Source organism: Vibrio sp. 1874, assembly GCF_033344395.1.
GTDB classification, from domain to species: Bacteria; Pseudomonadota; Gammaproteobacteria; order Enterobacterales; family Vibrionaceae; genus Vibrio; species Vibrio alginolyticus.
In genome coordinates, this window is the sequence record NZ_JAWPOR010000004.1 from 150,138 (window position 1) to 170,078 (window position 19,941).

Genomic DNA, 19,941 nt, shown 5'->3' on the forward strand with positions numbered 1-19,941 from the left:
TCCTAATATGTTGTGTTTACTTATTATTCTTCGTCGACAAGCGGCCAACCGCCGAGGGCCTTCCATTTGTTGACAATACCGCAGAATAATTCTGCTGTTTTTTGTGTATCGTAAAGCGCAGAGTGTGCTTCACGGTTATCAAATTCCATCCCGGCTGTTTTGCATGCTTTAGCGAGAACTGTTTGGCCATAAGCAAGGCCACTTAATGTAGCCGTATCAAAAGTAGCAAAGGGATGAAAAGGGACTCTTTTTAGTTTACAGCGTTCATTTGCTGCATTTACAAAACCCAAGTCGAATGCTGCGTTATGAGCAACCATAATTGCACGTGAGCAATCTGCGGCTTTTTGTTCTTTGCGAATAAGCTTATAAATTTCCTTTAGCGCCTCTTGCTCAGAAACAGCACCACGAAGAGGGCTGAAAGGGTCACGAATACCATTGAATTCAAGCGCTTCTTTTTCTAAGTTAGCGCCTTCAAATGGCTCCACATGAAAATGAATGGTGGAGGCCGGATGCAACACGCCATGTTCGTCCATTTTCAACGTAACGGCACAGATTTCTAAAAGTGCATCAGTTTGAGCATTGAAACCAGCGGTCTCAACGTCTACTACCACAGGGAAATAACCACGAAAGCGTTTTTTCAAGGTTAGAGCTTCATTTTCTAGTGTCATGTTGGCTTATTTTTGTGTGACGAAGGCTGCATTATTGCAGATTATACCGATGAGAAAAACCGCAATTTAAGAGAAAACCGGAATTCTATTTTGCATCCAATCAATAAGTTTGTATTGCATATTATGTAGACGTTTATTCGCCATACTTTGCATCATGTAAACCGATACAACATGAGGAAGTAAAACGCTAAGTGGCGGTTAAGGTGATTGGAACACGGTGGCTCACATTAATGGCAGTGTGACAGATAACCCTATATTGGCGAGATTTTTGCATGCCGGTTGAAGTAATTTTATTGATGCAAATTGACGGCAACAGACTGCCGTTTAAGAGACAGTATTAGATGAAGAAATGGCTGATTACCAGTGGTGTTGTATTTTCGTTGTTTAGCACAAGCAGCTTCGCTTTGATGGGCAAACGTTATGCTGCAACTCCACAGCAATCTCAATGGGAAATGGTGGTCAATACACCATTAGAATGTCAGCTTGTACACCCCATTCCAAGCTTTGGAGATGCGGTATTTTCATCTCGTGCGAATAAAAAAATCAATTTAGACTTTGAGTTAAAAATGCGTCGTCCGATGGGAGAAACACGTAACGTCAGTCTCATTTCTATGCCGCCACCTTGGCGGCCAGGTGAACACGCCGATCGAATTACAAACCTAAAGTTTTTTAAACAGTTTGATGGTTATGTCGGAGGGCAAACAGCATGGGGCATTTTGTCTGAGCTGGAAAAAGGCCGTTATCCGACTTTTAGTTACCAAGATTGGCAGAGCCGAGATCAGAGAATTGAAGTCGCATTGTCATCAGTACTATTTCAAAACAAGTACAACGCGTTTAGCGACTGTATTTCCAACTTATTGAAATATAGTTTTGAGGACATTGCTTTTACGATTTTGCACTACGAAAGACAAGGTGATCAGTTAACCAAGGCTTCTAAAAAGCGTTTATCACAAATTGCAGATTATATCCGACATAATCAAGATATCGATCTCGTGCTGGTGGCGACGTACACAGATTCAACCGATGGTAAAAGTGCGAGTCAAAGTTTATCAGAGCGACGTGCAGAGTCACTTCGTGATTATTTTCAGTCTCTAGGGCTACCGGAAGATCGAATTCAAGTGCAAGGGTACGGCAAGCGTCGTCCTATTGCAGATAACGGTTCGCCAATAGGAAAAGACAAAAACCGCCGAGTCGTGATATCTCTAGGGCGAACCCAAGTGTGATGCATATAAAAACGCCGAAGCTGAAAGCTTCGGCGTTTTTGATTTATTGACGTTGTTCATAATATTTTAGTGGTATTTTGCCAAGCACCTTTCGGTGATTCCTGCTGTATAATTTGAATGTTAGTTTAAGCGGAATTTGGCAATGACTTCGCAATTGGTTGCGGTATCTATTTTTTCAACCTGTTTGGCAATAGCTGGATTAGGGTGACGCTTCATAAAGTCTATCAACGCCTTAGTACAGCATCCTATCGAGTCGATAAAGCTTGCACACTCTTTATTTGGGCATTGTGGGATAAGTGTTAAGACCTTCTCAGAGGCCAGTTGAAGGTATTTGAGTTCATAGTCAGTATCTCCAGCCCAACGCCAGAACTGAGCTAAGTTATGACAAGAAATCACAGAAATTAATAATCGCTCGTCCGCCTCAATTTCCACACATTCGCTGATATCTTCACTCAGGCTTAGGGCTTGCTGGTAATGAAGAATGCTGCGAACAGGGTCATCTAGTTGAAGTGCCGTATCGGCTAGAAGTGTGTGTTTTTCCCATTCACTGATCATTATCGTAATCCCGCATATCGAAGTTGCGGATAAATCTAAACGATAACTATTATCAAGTAAAGGGTTTTGTTTATAAAAGGACAGGCAGATCGCAGACCTGCCTGTAATCGGAGTTCAACTTGCAGTACAAGTGATTATTAGAAGTGCCGCTTAGCCTTCAAGACCTGATGAAGCTTGCTTGTTTTGAATAAGCTCAATCATATAACCATCTGGGTCTTTTACGAATGCAATGTGCGTGCTTCCGCCTTTTACTGGACCTGGCTCACGCGTCACATTACCGCCCGCCGCTTTGATAGCGTCGCAAGTTGTGTAGATATCATCAACACCAATGGCGATATGACCAAAAGCGGTACCTAAGTCATACTCAGTTTTACCCCAGTTGTAAGTCAGTTCGATCACTGCACCTTGGGATTCGTCACCATAACCAAGAAACGCTAGCGTGTATTCGTACTCTTTATTTTCGTTAGTACGAAGCAGCTGCATGCCCATAACTTCAGTGTAAAACTTGATGGATTTGTCTAGATCACCTACGCGAAGCATAGTGTGGAGAATTCGACCGTTTGACATTTTTTGCTCCTAGCTTTGATTTACAAATAGCGTTAGCTATCTGGGTATACTTTCTCTTTATATTCGCACAAATCTTCGATAATGCAGCTACCGCAGCGAGGCTTTCTTGCTACGCACGTATAACGACCATGAAGAATGAGCCAGTGGTGCACATCGAGTTTGAACTCTTTTGGCACAACTTTTAATAGCTTCTGCTCGACATCATCAACCGTTTTTCCCATCGCAAATTTAGTGCGATTCGACACGCGATAAATGTGCGTATCGACGGCAATAGTTGGCCAACCAAAAGCGGTGTTGAGCACGACGTTTGCGGTCTTGCGACCTACGCCTGGTAGCGCTTCTAACGCTGCACGATCTTCAGGAACTTCACCATTGTGTTTTTCCAACAAGATCTTACAAGTCTTGATTGTGTTTTCTGCCTTTGAGTTAAACAAACCGATGGTCTTTATGTATTCTTTTAAGCCATCGACTCCCAAATCAAGAATGCTTTGAGGTGTATTCGCTACAGGGAAAAGCTTGTCGGTGGCTTTATTGACGCTTACATCGGTTGCTTGAGCTGATAGTAATACAGCGATTAGCAGCTCAAAAGGGGAGCTCCAGTTAAGCTCAGTTTGAGGATTCGGATTGTTTTCTCGTAATCGCTCAAGAATTTCGATTCTTTTTATTTTGTTCATTGCTGACTTCCAATACCGTCTCTGCGGTTTATGAAAAAGGCTCCTATGACAGAGCCTTATCTTGTTATGCGTTAGTGACGCGAGCACGTTCTATGGTTGGTTTTTCTTCTTTTGGTTGACGTGCCTGAATTGAATTATCTATGACATTTTTGAGCGCTATCAACAGCCCAACACCGATAAATGCACCAGGTGGGAGAAGCGCTAACAGGAAGCTATTGTCAAATTGGAAAACTTGAATCCGTAGAGCTGAAGCCCAGTCTCCTAGGAGAAGGTCTGCTCCGTCGAATAGTGTGCCATTACCAATTAATTCGCGCATGGCACCTAAAACAACCAAGACGCTCGTCATACCAAGGCCCATCCACAAACCATCTAGCGCAGCGGGTGCAACATCATTTTTTGACGCGTAAGCTTCTGCTCGGCCAATAATAATGCAGTTCGTTACAATCAGAGGAATAAAGATACCTAGAGACAGGTACAAACCGTACGCATAGGCATTCATTAACAACTGAACGCAGGTAACGAGTGAGGCAATGATCATAACGAATACAGGTATACGGATCTCTTTTGGCACATAGTTACGGATAAGAGAAACTGTTACGTTGGATCCAACTAGCACGAGTAAGGTTGCAATACCAAGACCTAATGCATTGGTTATCGTGGAAGAAACCGCTAGCAGTGGACATAAGCCCAGCAGTTGTACGAGAGCGGGGTTATTACTCCACATACCGTTTTTCATCAGTAATTTATTCTCATTCATTACTGCTCTCCTTCACAGCCTAACGGCTGGCTAAGAATGTCTTCACGAGATTGGTTTACGTAGTTAACGGTATTTCGCACCACTTTTACGACGGCTCTTGGCGTGATCGTTGCACCAGTAAATTGATCGAAATCGCCGCCATCTTTACGAACTTTCCACGAATTCCAATTGTTTTCCGTGACTTGTTTTCCTGTAAAGCTCAGGATCCAGTCGGTGACACGAAGATCGATTTTATCGCCCAGACCAGGGGTTTCTTGGTGGTTTAGGACGCGTGTCCCCAAAATATTGCCCTGATTATCAATCCCAGTAATCACTTTTATCTCACCATTGTAGCCATCTGGCGCGATAGATTCTATTGCGATTGCTGTTGGTTCACCATTCTTCGTGGCGAGGTAGGCTGGCATCGCACGTAATGTCCCCAGATCTGGAGACGTGACCATTGTACAAGCTTGCGTGAGTGCGTTGTCATGCATGTTTTCTGGAATGACTTGATTCAAAACAGAAAGTAATTGTTTTTGCTCTTGTACCTTGATTTGGTCTTTTGTTAGGTACTGAGTAAGGGCGACTAATCCGGTTGTTGCACATGCAAATATCGCGAGTGTCAGACCATTTTTTCTAATAGCGGTTAACATGTTTACCTCAGTGACCGTAAGTTCTAGGTTTGGTGTAGTAATCGATCAGTGGCACACACATATTTGCAAGCAACACTGCAAATGCAACACCATCTGGGAAACCGCCCCAACTGCGAATGATAAAAACCAAAGCACCAATAAGCGCACCGAAGATTAAACGTCCTTTGACGGTGGTAGACGCCGAAACGGGATCGGTTGCAATAAAGAATGCGCCAAGCATGGTTGCACCAGATAACAAGTGTAAAATTGGCGACGCAGTTTCCCCTGGCGTCAGCAACGTGAACACTAGGCTAAACAGAGTCAGACTCGCAAGGAAACCTGCTGGAATATACCATTGGATGATACGCTTTTTGATCATGACTATGCCGCCAAGAAGGTAAGCAAGGTTTACCCATTGCCAACCAATACCACCTAAGCCATCAAATATCGGCTGCGACATTACTTCGCTTGGAGTGGCACCTGTAAGAATGCCAGTCTTAAATGCATCAAGTGGTGTCGCCATTGTCACACCGTCAACACCTGAGCGAACTTGCTGAAGTGATAAGCCGTCGTAATCATAGCCCGTAAAAATTAAAGAGAGTGTATCTGCAAAATTTACATGATCAGGTATGAGTGATGTCGGTGCACTCCAACTCGTCATTTGTACTGGGAAAGAGATCAACAAGACCACATAAGCGACCATTGCAGGGTTGAATAAGTTTTGTCCAAGGCCACCATAGAGGTGTTTAGCGATTACTATCGCAAAAATAAGCCCGATCACCATAATCCACCACGGAGACCATGGTGGTATAGCAACGGCTAACAACCAAGCGGTAACTATTGCACTGTTATCACGTAGCGCTCTCATTGGTGAGCGTTTACGACAGATCATGACTAAGGCTTCAAGGGATACAGCGACTGCAATGGCAAAAATCAGCTGAATCAGCGTACCCCAGCCAAAGAAGTAGGTTTGAGCTACTAAACCTGGAAGTGCGCAAAGTGCCACCCATTTCATTAAGTCTGGCGTATTACGACGACTGTGGGTATGCGGTGAACTGGCAATAAAAAACGACACTACTCGTTCTCCTCAGTATTATTTTTATTAGCTTCTTGTTGCGCTTTGCGTGCCTTCGCGCGCGCAATTGCTGCGGCAACCGCGGCTTTCTTCGGATCCACTTCTGGTTCTTCAGAAGTTGCGTCTTCAACAGGCTCAGTTTGCGTTTCTTGCTTCGCTTTACGTGCTTTGGCACGTGCAATGGCAGCTGCCACGGCGGCTTTTTTCGGATCTTCGGTTTGCTCGGCAGGTGCTTCAGCTTCTTCCGCTTCAGCTGAGTCTGCTTGCTTCGCTTTGCGCGCTTTGGCACGTGCAATGGCAGCGGCAACTGCGGCTTTTTTCGGATCGTCGGTTTGCTCGGCAGGTGCGTCAGCTTCTTCCGCTTCAGTTGAGTCTGCTTGCTTCGCTTTTCGCGCTTTGGCACGTGCAATCGCAGCAGCCACGGCGGCTTTTTTCGGATCGTCGGTTTGCTCAGTAGGTGCTTCAGCTTCTTCCGCTTCAGTTGAGTCTGCTTGCTTCGCTTTACGTGCTTTGGCACGTGCAATCGCAGCAGCCACGGCGGCTTTTTTCGGATCTTCGGTTTGCTCGGCAGGTGCGTCAGCTTCTTCCACTTCAGTTGAGTCTGCTTGCTTCGCTTTTCGCGCTTTGGCACGTGCAATCGCAGCAGCCACGGCGGCTTTTTTCGGATCGTCGGTTTGCTCAGCAGGTGCGTCAGCTTCTTCCGCTTCAGTTGAGTCTGCTTGCTTCGCTTTACGTGCTTTGGCACGTGCAATGGCAGCAGCAACCGCGGCTTTCTTCGGATCGCTGTCTTGCTGTGCAGACGTTTCCGATTCTACAGATTCAGTTGAATCTTCTTGTTGTGCTTTTTTCGCTTTAGCTCGGGCGATGGCGGCCGCAACTGCCGACTTTTTATCATCAGCGTTATTGTCTGGCGTTTCGCCTTGTTCTTTTTGCGCTTTCCGTTCGCGAGCAAGACGTTTGCGCTCTTCGCGCAGTTTTGCCATTTCTGAGTTATCAGGTTCACTAGAGCCTGCTTTAGCTGCTGCCGCTTGTTTCGCCTTCGCTTTGGCAATGGCTGCCGCTACGGCTGGTTTTACTGCTGGCTCTGTTTTTTCTGTGGTTTCTGTCTTTTGAGCTTTCACTCGTGCGATTGCTGCTGCTATCGCATCATCGCCGCCAGAAGACTTCATCTCTTTACGGCGCTGATCGGCAGCTTTCTTGAAGCGATTTTCACGTTCTGCTTTTTCGCGTTCCATACGCGCTTTTTTCTCTTCAAAACGCAGTTTTGCTCGCTCTGCAGCTTCCGCTTCTTGTGTTCTAGTTCTAATTTCTGCTTTCGCTTGGCGGTAGTACTGTACGAGCGGAATTTCACTTGGACATACAAACGCACAAGCGCCGCACTCGATACAATCCTTTAAGTTTAATTCTTCGAGTTTGTCATACTCTTCAGCTTTTGCATGCCATTGCAGTTGTTGAGGCAGCAGCGAAGCAGGGCACGCTTCTGCACATTGGCTACAGCGAATACATTCCATCTCATACTGGTGCGGAGAGATCTCACGACGAGTCGGAGCAAGGATACAGTTTGCTGTCTTGGTAATCGGCACTTGGGAGTGAGGAAGGGTAAAGCCCATCATTGGCCCACCCATAATTAAACGCTGTAACTTCTTATCTGCTTTATAGCCAAACTCATCCAACAGTGCTTGTACTGGTGTCCCTAACAATGCCCAAACGTTGCGTGGTTGTTTGAAGGTTTTACCAGTGAGAGTCACGATGCGCTTTATCATCGGTTCACCGTCGATGACTGCGCGTTTTATAGCGTAAAGAGAACCAACATTCTGAACCAAAATACCAATATCGGCTGGAATCGCGCCACTTGGTACTTCTTTATTGGTTAAAATTTTGATCAGCTGTTTTTCACCGCCAGAAGGGTATTTAGTCGGGATAACGCGAATAACGATATCTTTGTTTATAGCCGCAGCTTCTAGCGCTTTGATTGCTTCTGGCTTGTTGTCTTCAATGCCAATAATCGTGAGCTTTGGTGTCAGGATATGTTCGACAATTTCGATACCTTGAATAAGCTCTTCGGCATGTTCTTGCATGAGCTTGTCATCAGACGTGATGTATGGCTCGCACTCTGCTGCATTAACGATAAGAATCTCGGTACGAGCAAAACCTGATTGGATTTTTTTTGCAGTAGGGAAGCCTGCGCCACCCATACCAGAAATACCAGCGAGACGAATAATATCAATCAGTGCGTCAGGGGTTTCTTGTTGGTAATCTGCGACGGGGTTTCTTTCACACCATGCATCTTTCCCATCAGGCGTGATGACTGCGCACAACTCACTTAACCCAGAAGGGTGCGCGACAGTTCGTGGCTCAATCGCGGTGAGCGTACCTGATGTTGGAGCATGCACTGGAACCGTAAAGCCGGTCTCCGATTGCGTTAATGGCTGACCTTTTAATACGTAGTCACCTTCGGCAACCAGTAGGTTACCCGCTTTACCAATGTGCTGTTTTAGCGGCAATACAATTTCTGACGGGATAGCCGCATGAGCGAGTTCAGTTTTGTTGGACTGCTTTTTATTTTCTGCCGGATGCACACCACCTGGGAAATCCCAAAGCGCGCCTGTACGAATTTGTTCAATCAAAGACAACATGTGAAACCTTACTTAATTGAATCTTTCACGTTCGCTGCATTGTCGGCAGCATCCGTAATGTTAAGTACCGGAATGGAGTGAAGTTGCCACTTCCAGCTTTCTGTGGTCGTTGCCACAGGAATCATTTCAATACAATCAGTCGGACATGGGGCAACACACAAGTCACAGCCCGTACATTCATCTTTGATTACGGTATGGACCGCCTTTGTTCCGCCTACAATTGCATCCACCGGACACGCCTGAATACACTTAGTGCAGCCAATACACATGTCTTCATGAATAAACGCAACGGTTGGAATTTTGCTGTCGAGATCGTGCGCAGATTCTTCTGGCTCAACACCCATTAAGTCGGCGAGCTTTTCGATTGTTGCCTGACCACCAGGGGGACATTTGTTTATGTGGTCGCCATTTGCAATTGCTTCAGCATAAGGGCGGCAACCAGGGTAGCCACATTGACCGCATTGAGTTTGCGGTAAAATGGCGTCGATTTGATCCACAATAGGGTCCGCTTCAACTTTAAAGCGAATAGAAGCAAAACCAAGTATCGCGCCGAAAATCGCAGCCAGAACCGCTAACGCGATAATCGCAATTAAAATCGTACTCATCGCTTACTTCACCAAACCTGTAAAGCCCATAAAGGCGAGTGACATTAAACCTGCTGTAATCATTGCTATTGATGCACCTTTAAAAGGTACAGGAACGTCGGCGGCGGCTATGCGCTCTCGCATGGATGCAAAAAGTATCAACACCAATGAGAAACCAACAGCGGCGCCGAAGCCGTAGATGATCGATTCAATAAAGTTATGGTTTTCATTAATGTTAAGAAGTGCCACGCCCAATACTGCGCAGTTTGTTGTGATCAGCGGTAAGAAAATGCCAAGCAAGCGATAAAGCGTCGGGCTGGTTTTGTGCACAACCATTTCGGTGAACTGCACCACAACGGCTATCACCAAAATAAAACTCATGGTTCGAAGGTACTCAATACCTAGTGGACGAAGGATGTAGCTTTCCACTAAATACGCACACACTGACGCGAGTGTTAGCACAAAAGTTGTCGCTAAGCCCATACCTATTGCTGTTTCCAGTTTTTTGGACACACCCATGAAAGGACATAGGCCCAAAAACTTCACCAGTACAAAGTTGTTCACCAGCACAGTGCCGACCAACAACAAAACATATTCGGTCATAGTTATTACGTTCTTAAAATCCGATCTTGATATTATCGTGTTTTGTGACACCAATAACAACCAGTGAACGATGTGGTTTTACATACACGATGGAAAAATAGTCGTCTATTTGATCTATTTTGATGAATCAATAAGAAATTGAATCGTTTGCTGAATGTATTGTTAGCGAGAGGATACTACCTATTAATTTTCATCTAATGTGTGATTTTAAAAAAAGCCCGCCTCTCCCAGGTAGAAAAGAGAGGCGGGCAATGTATATTTACAAGCTAATTATTTAAACTTTCTGAGTGCTTGATGGACTGTGTTTATATCTTACTCGTGAAGGTACGAGTGATGACGTCTTGCTGTTGCTCTGTCGTTAGAGAGTTAAAACGTACCGCATAACCAGACACTCGAATCGTCAACTGAGGGTATTTCTCTGGATGTTCAACCGCATCCAATAACATCTCTCGGTCTAGAACGTTGACGTTAAGGTGTTGACCACCTTCAATCGCAATGCCCTCGTTGCTTGCTTCGTGATGGAAGTAACCATCCATTAGCGCAGCTAGGTTCTTCTTCTGACTCAAGTCATCTTTACCCAATGCGTTAGGCACAATTGAGAAAGTGTAAGAAATACCATCTTTAGCGTAAGCGAACGGTAATTTAGAAACCGATGCCAGAGACGCAACCGCCCCTTTTTCATCACGACCGTGCATTGGGTTTGCACCCGGTCCAAAAGGCATACCTGCGCGACGGCCATCTGGTGTATTACCCGTTTTTTTACCGTAAACCACGTTAGATGTGATTGTTAAAATCGATTGAGTTGGCACTGCTTCGCGGTAGGTGTGCATCTTCTGAATTTTCTTCATGAAGCGCTCAACTAGATCACAAGCGATGTCATCAACACGGGCATCGTTGTTACCAAATTTTGGATAATCACCTTCGATTTTAAAATCAACGGCGATGCCATCTTCATCACGAACGGGTTTCACGGTTGCGTATTTAATTGCTGCTAAAGAGTCTGCAACAACAGACAGACCTGCAATACCACACGCCATCGTGCGGTGCACGTCGCGATCCATCAATGCCATCAGTGATGCTTCGTAGCTGTAACGGTCATGCGAATAATGGATGATGTTCAACGCTGTGACGTATTGCGTTGCTAGCCACTCCAACATATTGTCGAAACGAGGCATCAAAGCGTCAAAGTCGAGAATTTCATCTTGAACTTTGTCCACTACCGGACCCACTTGCGCTTTCGATTTTTCATCGATACCACCATTGATGGTGTAAAGCAGTGCTTTTGCAAGGTTGGCACGTGCACCAAAGAATTGCATGTGCTGACCAACAACCTGCGGGCTCACACAACAGGCAATCGCGTAGTCGTCATTGTCGAAATCAGGACGCATTAGATCGTCGTTTTCGTATTGAACCGAAGAGGTATCAATCGACACTTTTGCAGCATATTGTTTGAACGCTTCAGGCAATTGCTCTGACCAAAGAATCGTCATATTTGGTTCAGGAGCAGGGCCCATAGTATGTAGCGTATGTAAGTATCGGAATGTCGTTTTAGATACTAGTGTACGGCCATCAACACCCATACCTGCCATGGCTTCGGTTGCCCAGATTGGGTCGCCAGAAAACAATGAATCGTATTCTGGTGTGCGTAGGAAGCGAACCATGCGTAGCTTCATGATGAAGTGGTCAATCATTTCTTGCGCTTGTGATTCATCAATCAAATCGTTTGCGATATCGCGCTCTAGATAGACGTCTAGGAAAGTCGAAGTACGGCCCAGTGACATTGCTGCGCCGTTTTGCGATTTAACCGCCGCTAGGTAGCCAAAGTAGGTAAATTGGATCGCTTCTTGTGCTGTTTTTGCAGGTAGCGACATATCAATGCCGTATTTCAGACCCATTTGACGAATGTCTTCAAGCGCTTGAACTTGATCGGCTATTTCTTCGCGAAGACGAAGTGTTTTCTCAAGATCGTTGCCTTGTTCTAAGAACGTTTGTGTTGAATTGTATTGTTCTTTTTTGTCTGCTTTTAAGAAGTCGATACCGTATAGGGCGAGACGGCGATAGTCACCAATGATACGACCACGGCCATAAGCATCAGGAAGGCCCGTGATGATGCCGGATTTACGACAGGCTAGAATTTCTTTGGTGTAAAGGTCGAAACACGCTTTGTTGTGAGTTTTACGGTATTCAGTGAAGATTTTTTCAACCGTTGGATCCAATTCGCGGCCATAAACTTCGCACGAGTTTTTTACCATGCGAATCCCGCCATTGGCGATGATTGCACGTTTTAGCGGTTGATCAGTTTGTAAGCCAACGATCTTTTCCAGATCTTTGTTGATGTAGCCTGCATCGTGGGAAGTGATTGTTGAGGGCAAGTCTGTGTCAAAATCAATAGGGGCGTGTGTGCGGCTTTCTTGTTTTATGCCTTCAAGCACTTGGTTCCATAATGCTGAAGTGGATTTGCTAACCTCGGCTAAGAAAGACTCGTCTCCCTCATAGGGTGTATAGTTTTTTTGGATGAAGTCACGAGTGTTGACAGAGTTTTGCCATTCACCAGCAGTAAATCCAGCCCATGCATCTAGCATGTCAGTTGTCGGAATAGTCATAAGTAAATCCCTAAGTTATTGATAATTAGAATGGAGGCGACGAGTAGGACGGAACCATTCTTAACCCTTTTAATCGTATGGATTTATTTGGCATGAGTAAAATGAATGCTTTTCATTTTTTCAATGATTAAATTGCATTAATAATAGATTCAATTGGTTATGATTGTTTTTTGCTAGAAAAGAGACAGAATTAAATGTGTGGTACTGTGAGAACACTATCTATGACAATGTTATGAGTTCTGTAATTTGAACTTATTTCGGTGTGATTTTATGACGCCTAGATTGGCTTAGATTTCATGGCGATTAAGATACAAAAAAAGCCGTGTCTTGCGACACGGCTTTTCTATAATCTGGCTCCTCCTGCTGGGCTCGAACCAGCGACCTGCGGATTAACAGTCCGTCGCTCTACCAACTGAGCTAAGGAGGAATTGCTTTGCTTGAAAGCGGGAAGAATCTTACCGAGCACTCAAACTACTGTCAACAGTAAAAAAATACATTTTTAGCAAAAAATATTGATTTAAGGGCTTTACTTTTCTGTATGGCTTGCCAGTAAAGGCTCGAGGTTAGTTATCCACTAAATTTGTGGATAAGTATGTTGATGAGATCTGGGTAAAGAAAATTGATATGCAACTAAGTTTTTATTTAATGAATTTTTAGTCGGAGTTATGCGTAAAATAAGCAAATAAAACAGAGATTTATCGATGTTAATCAAAAGGTATTCAAAGTGGATAAAAATCAATCTTTTGGGGATAAGAAAGTTTTAAGCTAATTTTTGGGGAAAAGTTGTGGAAACTATAATGTGAAGAATGTGTGTGGCTCTTCAACTAGGGCGAAGTACTATATCAGAGTCACTTTTGTATGGCTATAGCATTCTAGACAAACAAGAAAATTTATTAACAATGATGGTTAAATTCTCGATAGACGTAGATTTCATTAGCTAAGGTGTATATATATACAGCCTTAGCGCAGTAAAATTGAGGAAGGGTATGAGTAAAGTCTATGAATTGGTCTCCGATTATCAGCCGTCGGGCGATCAACCAGGAGCGATCAATCAGTTGCTTGAGGGGCTCGATGCTGGGCTAGCACATCAAACATTGTTGGGGGTCACAGGCTCAGGTAAAACCTTCACACTAGCGAATGTGATTGCTCAAGCCCAACGACCTGCAATATTACTTGCGCCAAACAAAACGCTTGCTGCTCAGTTATATGGTGAGATGAAGTCATTCTTTCCTAATAATGCGGTTGAGTATTTTGTTTCTTACTATGATTACTACCAACCTGAAGCATACGTTCCCACAACAGATACTTTCATTGAAAAGGACGCTTCGGTTAACGCCCACATTGAGCAAATGCGACTGTCTGCCACTAAAGCTTTATTGGAACGGAAAGACGCTATTATCGTTGCTTCGGTTTCAGCTATCTATGGTTTGGGTGATCCGGAATCCTACTTACAAATGATGCTTCATTTGCGACGTGGAGATGTGATTGATCAGCGTGATATGCTTCGTCGCCTAGCGGAGCTCCAATACTCGCGCAATGACGTTGCATTTGAGCGTGGCCAATTCCGTGTTCGAGGTGAAGTGATTGACATCTTCCCAGCCGAATCAGACCAAGACGCTGTGCGCGTTGAGATGTTTGACGATGAGGTGGATTGCATCAGTGTGTTCGACCCATTGACAGGCGTGGTCAAACAACGAGACTTGCCGCGCTATACCATCTATCCCAAGACGCACTATGTCACGCCAAGAGATCGCATTCTTGAAGCGATTGAAAATATTAAAGTCGAACTAGAAGTGCGCAAAAAGCAGCTTCTAGATAACAACAAGCTACTGGAAGAGCAGCGAATTAGCCAGCGCACTCAATTCGATATCGAAATGATGAATGAGTTGGGCTTTTGCTCCGGTATCGAAAACTATTCTCGTTATCTCAGTGGACGCTCGGAAGGTGAGCCGCCACCAACCCTGTTTGACTACTTACCTCATGATGGCTTGTTGATCATCGATGAATCTCACGTGACAGTACCGCAGATAGGTGCCATGTATAAAGGTGACCGTTCGCGTAAAGAAACGCTGGTGGAGTTTGGTTTCCGGTTACCTTCAGCTTTGGATAATCGTCCACTGAAGTTTGAGGAGTTTGAAGCACTAGCGCCACAAACGATTTTCGTCTCTGCTACGCCCGGAAATTACGAACTAGAAAAATCGGCGGGTGATGTGGCGGATCAAGTCGTTCGTCCAACAGGCTTGCTTGACCCTGAGTTGGAAGTTCGCCCAGTAGCGACCCAAGTCGACGACCTATTGTCTGAGATCCGTATTCGCGCTGCTAAAGATGAACGAGTTCTGGTTACAACACTGACCAAACGAATGGCTGAAGATCTCACCGAATACCTTCACGAACATGATGTTAAGGTACGTTATTTACACTCAGACATTGATACTGTTGAGCGTGTGGAAATTATCCGTGACCTTCGTCTTGGGGAATTTGACGTGCTGGTGGGAATAAACTTATTGAGAGAGGGCCTGGATATGCCAGAGGTCTCGTTAGTTGCAATTTTGGATGCGGATAAAGAGGGCTTCTTGCGGTCTGAACGCTCACTCATTCAGACCATTGGTCGTGCTGCACGAAACATCGAAGGTAAGGCGATTTTATACGCTGACCGAATCACCAACTCAATGAAAAAGGCGATGGATGAAACTAACCGTCGTCGCGAGAAGCAGGAAGCGTACAACGAAGAAATGGGTATTTCGCCACAAGCGCTCAAACGAAATATCAAAGACATCATGGAACTTGGCGATATCACTAAGTCTAAACGCCAGCGTAACACTAAACAGGTACCATTATCGAAAGTGGCGGAGCCTTCGCAAACTTACGAGGCACTGTCCCCTCAGCAGCTAGAAAAAGAAATCAGTCGACTGGAGGCAGCGATGTATCAGCATGCGCAAGATTTAGAATTTGAGTTAGCGACACAAAAGCGTGACGAGATTGAAAAACTACGAGCGCAGTTCATCGCAAATAGTTGAACAAACTTACCGATTTAACTATCCAAGCATTTTAGGTCGCTTGTAAAAAAAAGAAGCCAATAGGCAGTCGGGTCTATTGGCTTGTTTTGTGAACATATCGTTCACTAACAACGTCAGTTGGCTAGGTGACCCGAGGGGTCACTATCGTTACAGCATGGTTTGTGCCACTTTTTAAATAATTGATATTATTTTTGAATTTTTTCCTTTGCCCATAATTTAGCTAATGTTATTTGCAAAATGCAAAGCGTAATGCGATTATTGTTTAAAACACAACAAAATAATAGCTAGGTTATGCAACAAAAACCCGAAGGCCCAAAGTCTCGTTACCTTTTAATGGTCGAGGACACCGCATCTGTTGCGGCTCTGTACCGCTCATACCTGACACCGCTTGGCATAGATATCAATATTGTCGGCACAGGTAGGGATGCCATTGAGAGCCTAAATCATCGAATTCCAGATCTTATTTTACTCGATCTCCGTCTGCCAGATATGACGGGGATGGACGTTTTACATGCCGTTAAAAAGAGTCATCCCGACGTACCTATAATCTTTATGACGGCGCATGGTTCTATCGATACCGCTGTCGAGGCCATGCGTCATGGCTCACAAGACTTTTTAATCAAACCGTGTGAAGCAGACCGTTTACGTGTCACGGTTAACAATGCCATTCGTAAAGCGACCAAGCTAAAAAATGAAGCCGATAATCCAGGCAATCAGAGCTATCAGGGGTTTATCGGCAGTAGCCAAACCATGCAGCAGGTTTACCGTACGATAGATTCAGCGGCGAGCAGTAAAGCGAGTATTTTTATCACAGGTGAAAGTGGTACTGGTAAAGAGGTATGTGCCGAGGCTATTCACGCAGCAAGTAAACGTGGTGACAAACCTTTTATTGCAATTAACTGTGCTGCAATTCCAAAAGATTTGATTGAGAGTGAACTGTTTGGTCACGTAAAAGGGGCCTTTACTGGCGCTGCGAATGATCGTCAAGGTGCTGCTGAGTTAGCGGATGGCGGCACACTTTTTCTAGATGAGCTTTGTGAGATGGACTTGGATTTACAAACCAAGTTGCTACGATTTATTCAAACGGGCACATTCCAAAAAGTGGGTTCCTCAAAAATGAAGAGCGTGGATGTGCGCTTTGTTTGTGCCACTAACCGTGATCCCTGGAAAGAGGTACAAGAAGGTCGATTCCGTGAAGATTTGTACTATCGTTTGTATGTCATTCCTTTGCATTTACCGCCTTTACGCGAACGAGGCGAAGATGTTATTGAAATTGCATACTCACTGTTAGGTTACATGTCACACGAAGAAGGAAAAAGCTTCATACGTTTTGCGCCTGATGTCATCGAGCGATTCAACAGCTATGAGTGGCCGGGTAACGTTCGTCAGTTACAAAACGTGCTACGCAATATCGTTGTTCTAAACAACGGTAAAGAGATTACGTTGGACATGTTACCGCCACCGTTGAATCAACCGCTTGACCGTCCGTCGTCTGTGGCTAAATTAATTGAGCCGAAAGCGATGACCGCATCTGAGATTATGCCATTATGGATGACGGAAAAAATGGCAATCGAGCAAGCGATTGAAGCATGTGATGGCAATATTCCTCGAGCGGCGGGATACCTTGATGTCAGTCCGTCGACGATTTACCGCAAGTTACAGGCATGGAACGGCAAAGAAGAGCGGCAAAAAGTATGAGTGTAAATGTATTAAATCAGCAAAAAATAGATGAACTGTCGATGGAAATTGGCAGTGACAACGTACCTGTACTGTTCGATATCTTCCTAGGAGAAATGGATACCTATATCGAGAACTTATCCAAACTGCAGGGGGCAGAGCGATTAGCTTACTCAAAAGAAATCAGCCACGCGTTGAAAAGTAGTGCTGCGAGCTTTGGGGCAGATCGCCTTTGTGAACTGGCGATGTCCATAGACAAAAAAGCGAAAGCCGGTGAGTTGACTGTGGAGTCTGAGGAGTTAGAGGCTATGTTCGATCTTTTGCACGAAACTCGAGATGCTTATCGCTCTTGGCGACAGTAACTATTTATTCCTATTAACCATTTTTTCTTAGTAAACATCTGTTCTTACTGGATGCCTGAACTAAAACCCTTCGATGACAGAAGGGTTTTCATTATCAATAAACACCTTGAAAGAGGGCGCTAGCCAGGTAACGCGCTCTTAAATAGAAAGTTGTAGCTGACTTTCAATCGCTAGCTTGAGCTTGTTTCTATCGTGACGCCAGTCTCGGTTAGAGGAGGCGAGTGACTCCGTCACTACATTCCATTGACTTAAGACGTCTTGCTCGGTTTTCTCTGCTAGAACCACGTCTATTTTTCTTCCTTGACAGGCACGTTCACACCATTCTAATTTTTGAGCCATCGTCATTCGTCCCGCTGGGCCGTATTCTGGACTCAGGTTAGCAACAAAAATGACTTTTGCTTTTGTGTTTGCTGCAATCGCTTTGCCGAGTTCAGGCAGCAATAAAGGAGGCATGATACTAGTTAAAAAACTGCCAGGGCCAAGAATAATCGCGTCCGCTTCCGCCAAAGCTGTGATGGCTTCTTTGGTAGCAGGCACTTCTGGTGAAAGATCCAAACGTCGCAAGTCTGCTTTCATTTCGTCGACATTTGTTTCTCCCGTAACCCACTTCCCATCTACGGATAACGCGGAAAGATCCGAAGGGTGTTCGGACATAGGAAGGATGTTAACGTCGACTTTTAACATATTGCGAATCAGATTAATGGCATCTAAAGGTCTGACCGATAAGTTATCGAGTGCAGTAAGCATCAAATTACCAAGATTATGACCATCAAGTTCGCCAGTGCCTTTGAAGCGATATTCAAACATCATAGAACTGATCGAAGGCTCTGTAATGAGCTGATTAATACAGTTACGTGTGTCTCCCCAAGCGATTCCTCCTTGGCAGTGACGAATTCTTCCTGTTGAACCACCATTGTCAGTCGTGGCAACAATCCCAGTTGCATTGCCGCCAAAATCTCGTAATGCGGCCAGCATTCGACCTAAGCCATGACCACCGCCAACAGCGACCACTTTTTTATCTGTGTAGATATTCATTATGTTCTTCTAATAATCTAATAAAAAACGGCTACAATTTATCTTAAGGAGTGTCTTAAAGGTACTCACTTAGCGGTAAATTGTGTCTCTAGAGAGTTTTTTATCACTCAAGTCTGGATTCCATTACAAATATTAAGTATTTTACACCGCAAAGCTATCAGAGATTTCATATCTCTGGTTGCCATAACTCCGAGCTCACTATTGCTAAGTCCTTGGATAAGCGTTTTGAGCCAGTGGCATACTGTCACAAGGGCATGATTGGAAATGGCCATGCCTCCCGTGTTTGGAAAGGTGTTCCGTGGCGCAACAATTCGAAGACAAATTTCATCGTAAGTTTTATTACTTGCGTCTGTCTGTGACCGACGTATGTAATTTCAAATGTACCTATTGCCTTCCTGATGGCTATAAGCCTTCGGGCAATAAAAACTCGTCTTTTTTATCTCTCCCTGAAATCAAACGGGTCGTAAAAGCATTCGCTGATTGTGGCACGTCAAAAGTGCGCATCACTGGTGGTGAGCCTAGCTTACGCAAAGATTTTACCGACATTATCCATTCAGTAGCGGCGACGCCTGGCATTCAAAAAGTTGCAACGACAACCAATGGCTATCGCATGGCAAAACAAGTCGCAGATTGGCGTGAAGCGGGTTTAACCCACATTAATGTCAGTGTGGATAGCCTTGACCCGCGTATGTTTCATCAAATCACAGGTGAAAATAAGTTTACTGAAGTCATGAATGGTATCGAACGTGCGTTCGAGGTCGGTTATGAGCAAGTAAAAGTTAATGTGGTGTTGATGAAAGATCTGAACCATCACGAGCTGCCAGCGTTTCTTAACTGGATAAAAGATCGTCCAATCCAACTGCGTTTCATTGAGTTGATGCAAACGGGTGAGATGGATGAGCTATTTAATAAGCACCATGTATCCGGAGTGGCAATTCGTAACCAGCTAATTGCAAATGGTTGGTTGCTGAAAGTGCGCTCGCATAATGATGGTCCTGCGCAAGTATTTGTTCATCCTGATTACAAGGGTGAAATAGGTCTTATCATGCCTTATGAAAAAGACTTTTGTGAAAGCTGCAACCGACTGCGCGTTTCTGCGATGGGTAAGCTGCACCTATGTCTGTTTGGAGACCATGGTGTAGAATTGCGTGATCTTTTGGAACGTGATGAGCAAGAGAGTGAGCTTATTGAACGTATCCAGGCGCAGTTACAAACCAAGTCGGTAAGCCATTTCTTGCATGATGGCAATACTGGTATGACGCCACACCTCGCGTCTATCGGCGGCTAACTTCAT

At 44.6% G+C, this 19,941-nt stretch carries 17 protein-coding genes, 1 tRNA gene and 1 riboswitch; of the genes, 5 read left to right on the forward strand and 13 right to left on the reverse strand.

The genetic code is table 11. The annotated features are described in order from the left end of the window. Nucleotides 1-23 precede the first annotated feature (23 nt). Nucleotides 24-668: a ribonuclease T gene (rnt, locus tag R8N46_RS10565; protein WP_005384888.1), complete on the reverse strand. Its 645-nt coding sequence runs from the start codon at nucleotides 666-668 to the stop codon at nucleotides 24-26. A gap of 341 nt (nucleotides 669-1,009) precedes the next feature. On the opposite strand from rnt, the gene motY reads away from it, so the two are divergent. Beyond that, complete coding sequence (motY, locus tag R8N46_RS10570) at nucleotides 1,010-1,891, forward strand: flagellar protein MotY (RefSeq protein ID WP_005384887.1); 882 nt, start codon at nucleotides 1,010-1,012, stop codon at nucleotides 1,889-1,891. A 120-nt stretch (nucleotides 1,892-2,011) separates the two neighbouring features. On the opposite strand, the gene R8N46_RS10575 is transcribed toward motY, so the two are convergent. The 11 genes from R8N46_RS10575 to R8N46_RS10625 all read right to left on the reverse strand — a co-directional run bounded on the left by R8N46_RS10575 (nucleotide 2,012) and on the right by R8N46_RS10625 (nucleotide 12,983). Further along, nucleotides 2,012-2,446 (reverse strand): DUF2753 domain-containing protein, encoded by a 435-nt coding sequence (locus R8N46_RS10575; RefSeq protein WP_005384886.1) that lies wholly within the window; start codon nucleotides 2,444-2,446, stop codon nucleotides 2,012-2,014. Between the two features lie 150 nt (nucleotides 2,447-2,596). Beyond that, on the reverse strand, nucleotides 2,597-3,013 hold the full coding sequence (gene gloA / locus R8N46_RS10580; protein ID WP_017635317.1) for a lactoylglutathione lyase: 417 nt from the start codon (nucleotides 3,011-3,013) through the stop codon (nucleotides 2,597-2,599). 32 nt (nucleotides 3,014-3,045) lie between these two features. After that, nucleotides 3,046-3,687: an endonuclease III gene (nth, locus tag R8N46_RS10585; RefSeq protein WP_005380743.1), complete on the reverse strand. Its 642-nt coding sequence runs from the start codon at nucleotides 3,685-3,687 to the stop codon at nucleotides 3,046-3,048. Between the two features lie 64 nt (nucleotides 3,688-3,751). Then, nucleotides 3,752-4,444 (reverse strand): electron transport complex subunit E, encoded by a 693-nt coding sequence (locus R8N46_RS10590; RefSeq protein ID WP_005380745.1) that lies wholly within the window; start codon nucleotides 4,442-4,444, stop codon nucleotides 3,752-3,754. Further along, a complete protein-coding gene (gene rsxG, locus R8N46_RS10595) occupies nucleotides 4,444-5,076 on the reverse strand; it encodes an electron transport complex subunit RsxG (RefSeq protein ID WP_005380747.1) in 633 nt (210 codons plus the stop codon). Before rsxG ends, R8N46_RS10590 begins: the two co-directional genes overlap by 1 nt. A gap of 7 nt (nucleotides 5,077-5,083) precedes the next feature. Next, nucleotides 5,084-6,130 carry an electron transport complex subunit RsxD gene (rsxD, locus tag R8N46_RS10600; RefSeq protein WP_033907336.1) on the reverse strand — a complete coding sequence of 349 codons (1,047 nt, stop codon included), beginning with the start codon at nucleotides 6,128-6,130 and terminating at the stop codon, nucleotides 5,084-5,086. Continuing rightward, nucleotides 6,130-8,766 (reverse strand): electron transport complex subunit RsxC, encoded by a 2,637-nt coding sequence (gene rsxC / locus R8N46_RS10605; RefSeq protein WP_115386202.1) that lies wholly within the window; start codon nucleotides 8,764-8,766, stop codon nucleotides 6,130-6,132. The genes rsxD and rsxC overlap by 1 nt, the downstream gene beginning before the upstream one ends. A gap of 8 nt (nucleotides 8,767-8,774) precedes the next feature. Beyond that, nucleotides 8,775-9,371 carry an electron transport complex subunit RsxB gene (gene rsxB / locus R8N46_RS10610; protein WP_005380760.1) on the reverse strand — a complete coding sequence of 199 codons (597 nt, stop codon included), beginning with the start codon at nucleotides 9,369-9,371 and terminating at the stop codon, nucleotides 8,775-8,777. 3 nt (nucleotides 9,372-9,374) lie between these two features. Beyond that, nucleotides 9,375-9,953 (reverse strand): electron transport complex subunit RsxA, encoded by a 579-nt coding sequence (gene rsxA / locus R8N46_RS10615; protein WP_005380762.1) that lies wholly within the window; start codon nucleotides 9,951-9,953, stop codon nucleotides 9,375-9,377. A gap of 305 nt (nucleotides 9,954-10,258) precedes the next feature. Next, on the reverse strand, nucleotides 10,259-12,556 hold the full coding sequence (gene pflB, locus R8N46_RS10620; protein ID WP_065274718.1) for a formate C-acetyltransferase: 2,298 nt from the start codon (nucleotides 12,554-12,556) through the stop codon (nucleotides 10,259-10,261). 351 nt (nucleotides 12,557-12,907) lie between these two features. Next, nucleotides 12,908-12,983: transfer RNA gene (locus tag R8N46_RS10625), tRNA-Asn, on the reverse strand. Between the two features lie 559 nt (nucleotides 12,984-13,542). Here R8N46_RS10625 and uvrB point away from each other — a divergent pair. The 3 genes from uvrB to luxU all read left to right on the forward strand — a co-directional run bounded on the left by uvrB (nucleotide 13,543) and on the right by luxU (nucleotide 17,612). Next, nucleotides 13,543-15,573 carry an excinuclease ABC subunit UvrB gene (gene uvrB / locus R8N46_RS10630; protein WP_115386201.1) on the forward strand — a complete coding sequence of 677 codons (2,031 nt, stop codon included), beginning with the start codon at nucleotides 13,543-13,545 and terminating at the stop codon, nucleotides 15,571-15,573. A gap of 291 nt (nucleotides 15,574-15,864) precedes the next feature. Then, complete coding sequence (gene luxO, locus R8N46_RS10635; protein WP_005380768.1) at nucleotides 15,865-17,271, forward strand: quorum-sensing sigma-54 dependent transcriptional regulator LuxO; 1,407 nt, start codon at nucleotides 15,865-15,867, stop codon at nucleotides 17,269-17,271. Then, a complete protein-coding gene (gene luxU, locus R8N46_RS10640) occupies nucleotides 17,268-17,612 on the forward strand; it encodes a quorum-sensing phosphorelay protein LuxU (protein ID WP_025767208.1) in 345 nt (114 codons plus the stop codon). The genes luxO and luxU overlap by 4 nt, the downstream gene beginning before the upstream one ends. A gap of 138 nt (nucleotides 17,613-17,750) precedes the next feature. Here the strand turns inward: luxU and R8N46_RS10645 are convergent, their stop codons facing one another. After that, a complete protein-coding gene (locus R8N46_RS10645) occupies nucleotides 17,751-18,647 on the reverse strand; it encodes a YvcK family protein (protein WP_115386200.1) in 897 nt (298 codons plus the stop codon). Nucleotides 18,648-18,822: 175 nt separating this feature from the next. Next, nucleotides 18,823-18,957: riboswitch (molybdenum cofactor riboswitch) on the forward strand. Between R8N46_RS10645 and moaA the strand changes: the two genes are divergently transcribed. Continuing rightward, the gene (moaA, locus tag R8N46_RS10650) at nucleotides 18,946-19,935 is read left to right on the forward strand and encodes a GTP 3',8-cyclase MoaA (RefSeq protein ID WP_017636052.1); all 990 of its coding nucleotides are present in this window, start codon (nucleotides 18,946-18,948) and stop codon (nucleotides 19,933-19,935) included. (Overlaps the previous riboswitch by 12 nt.) Nucleotides 19,936-19,941: the final 6 nt, after the last annotated feature.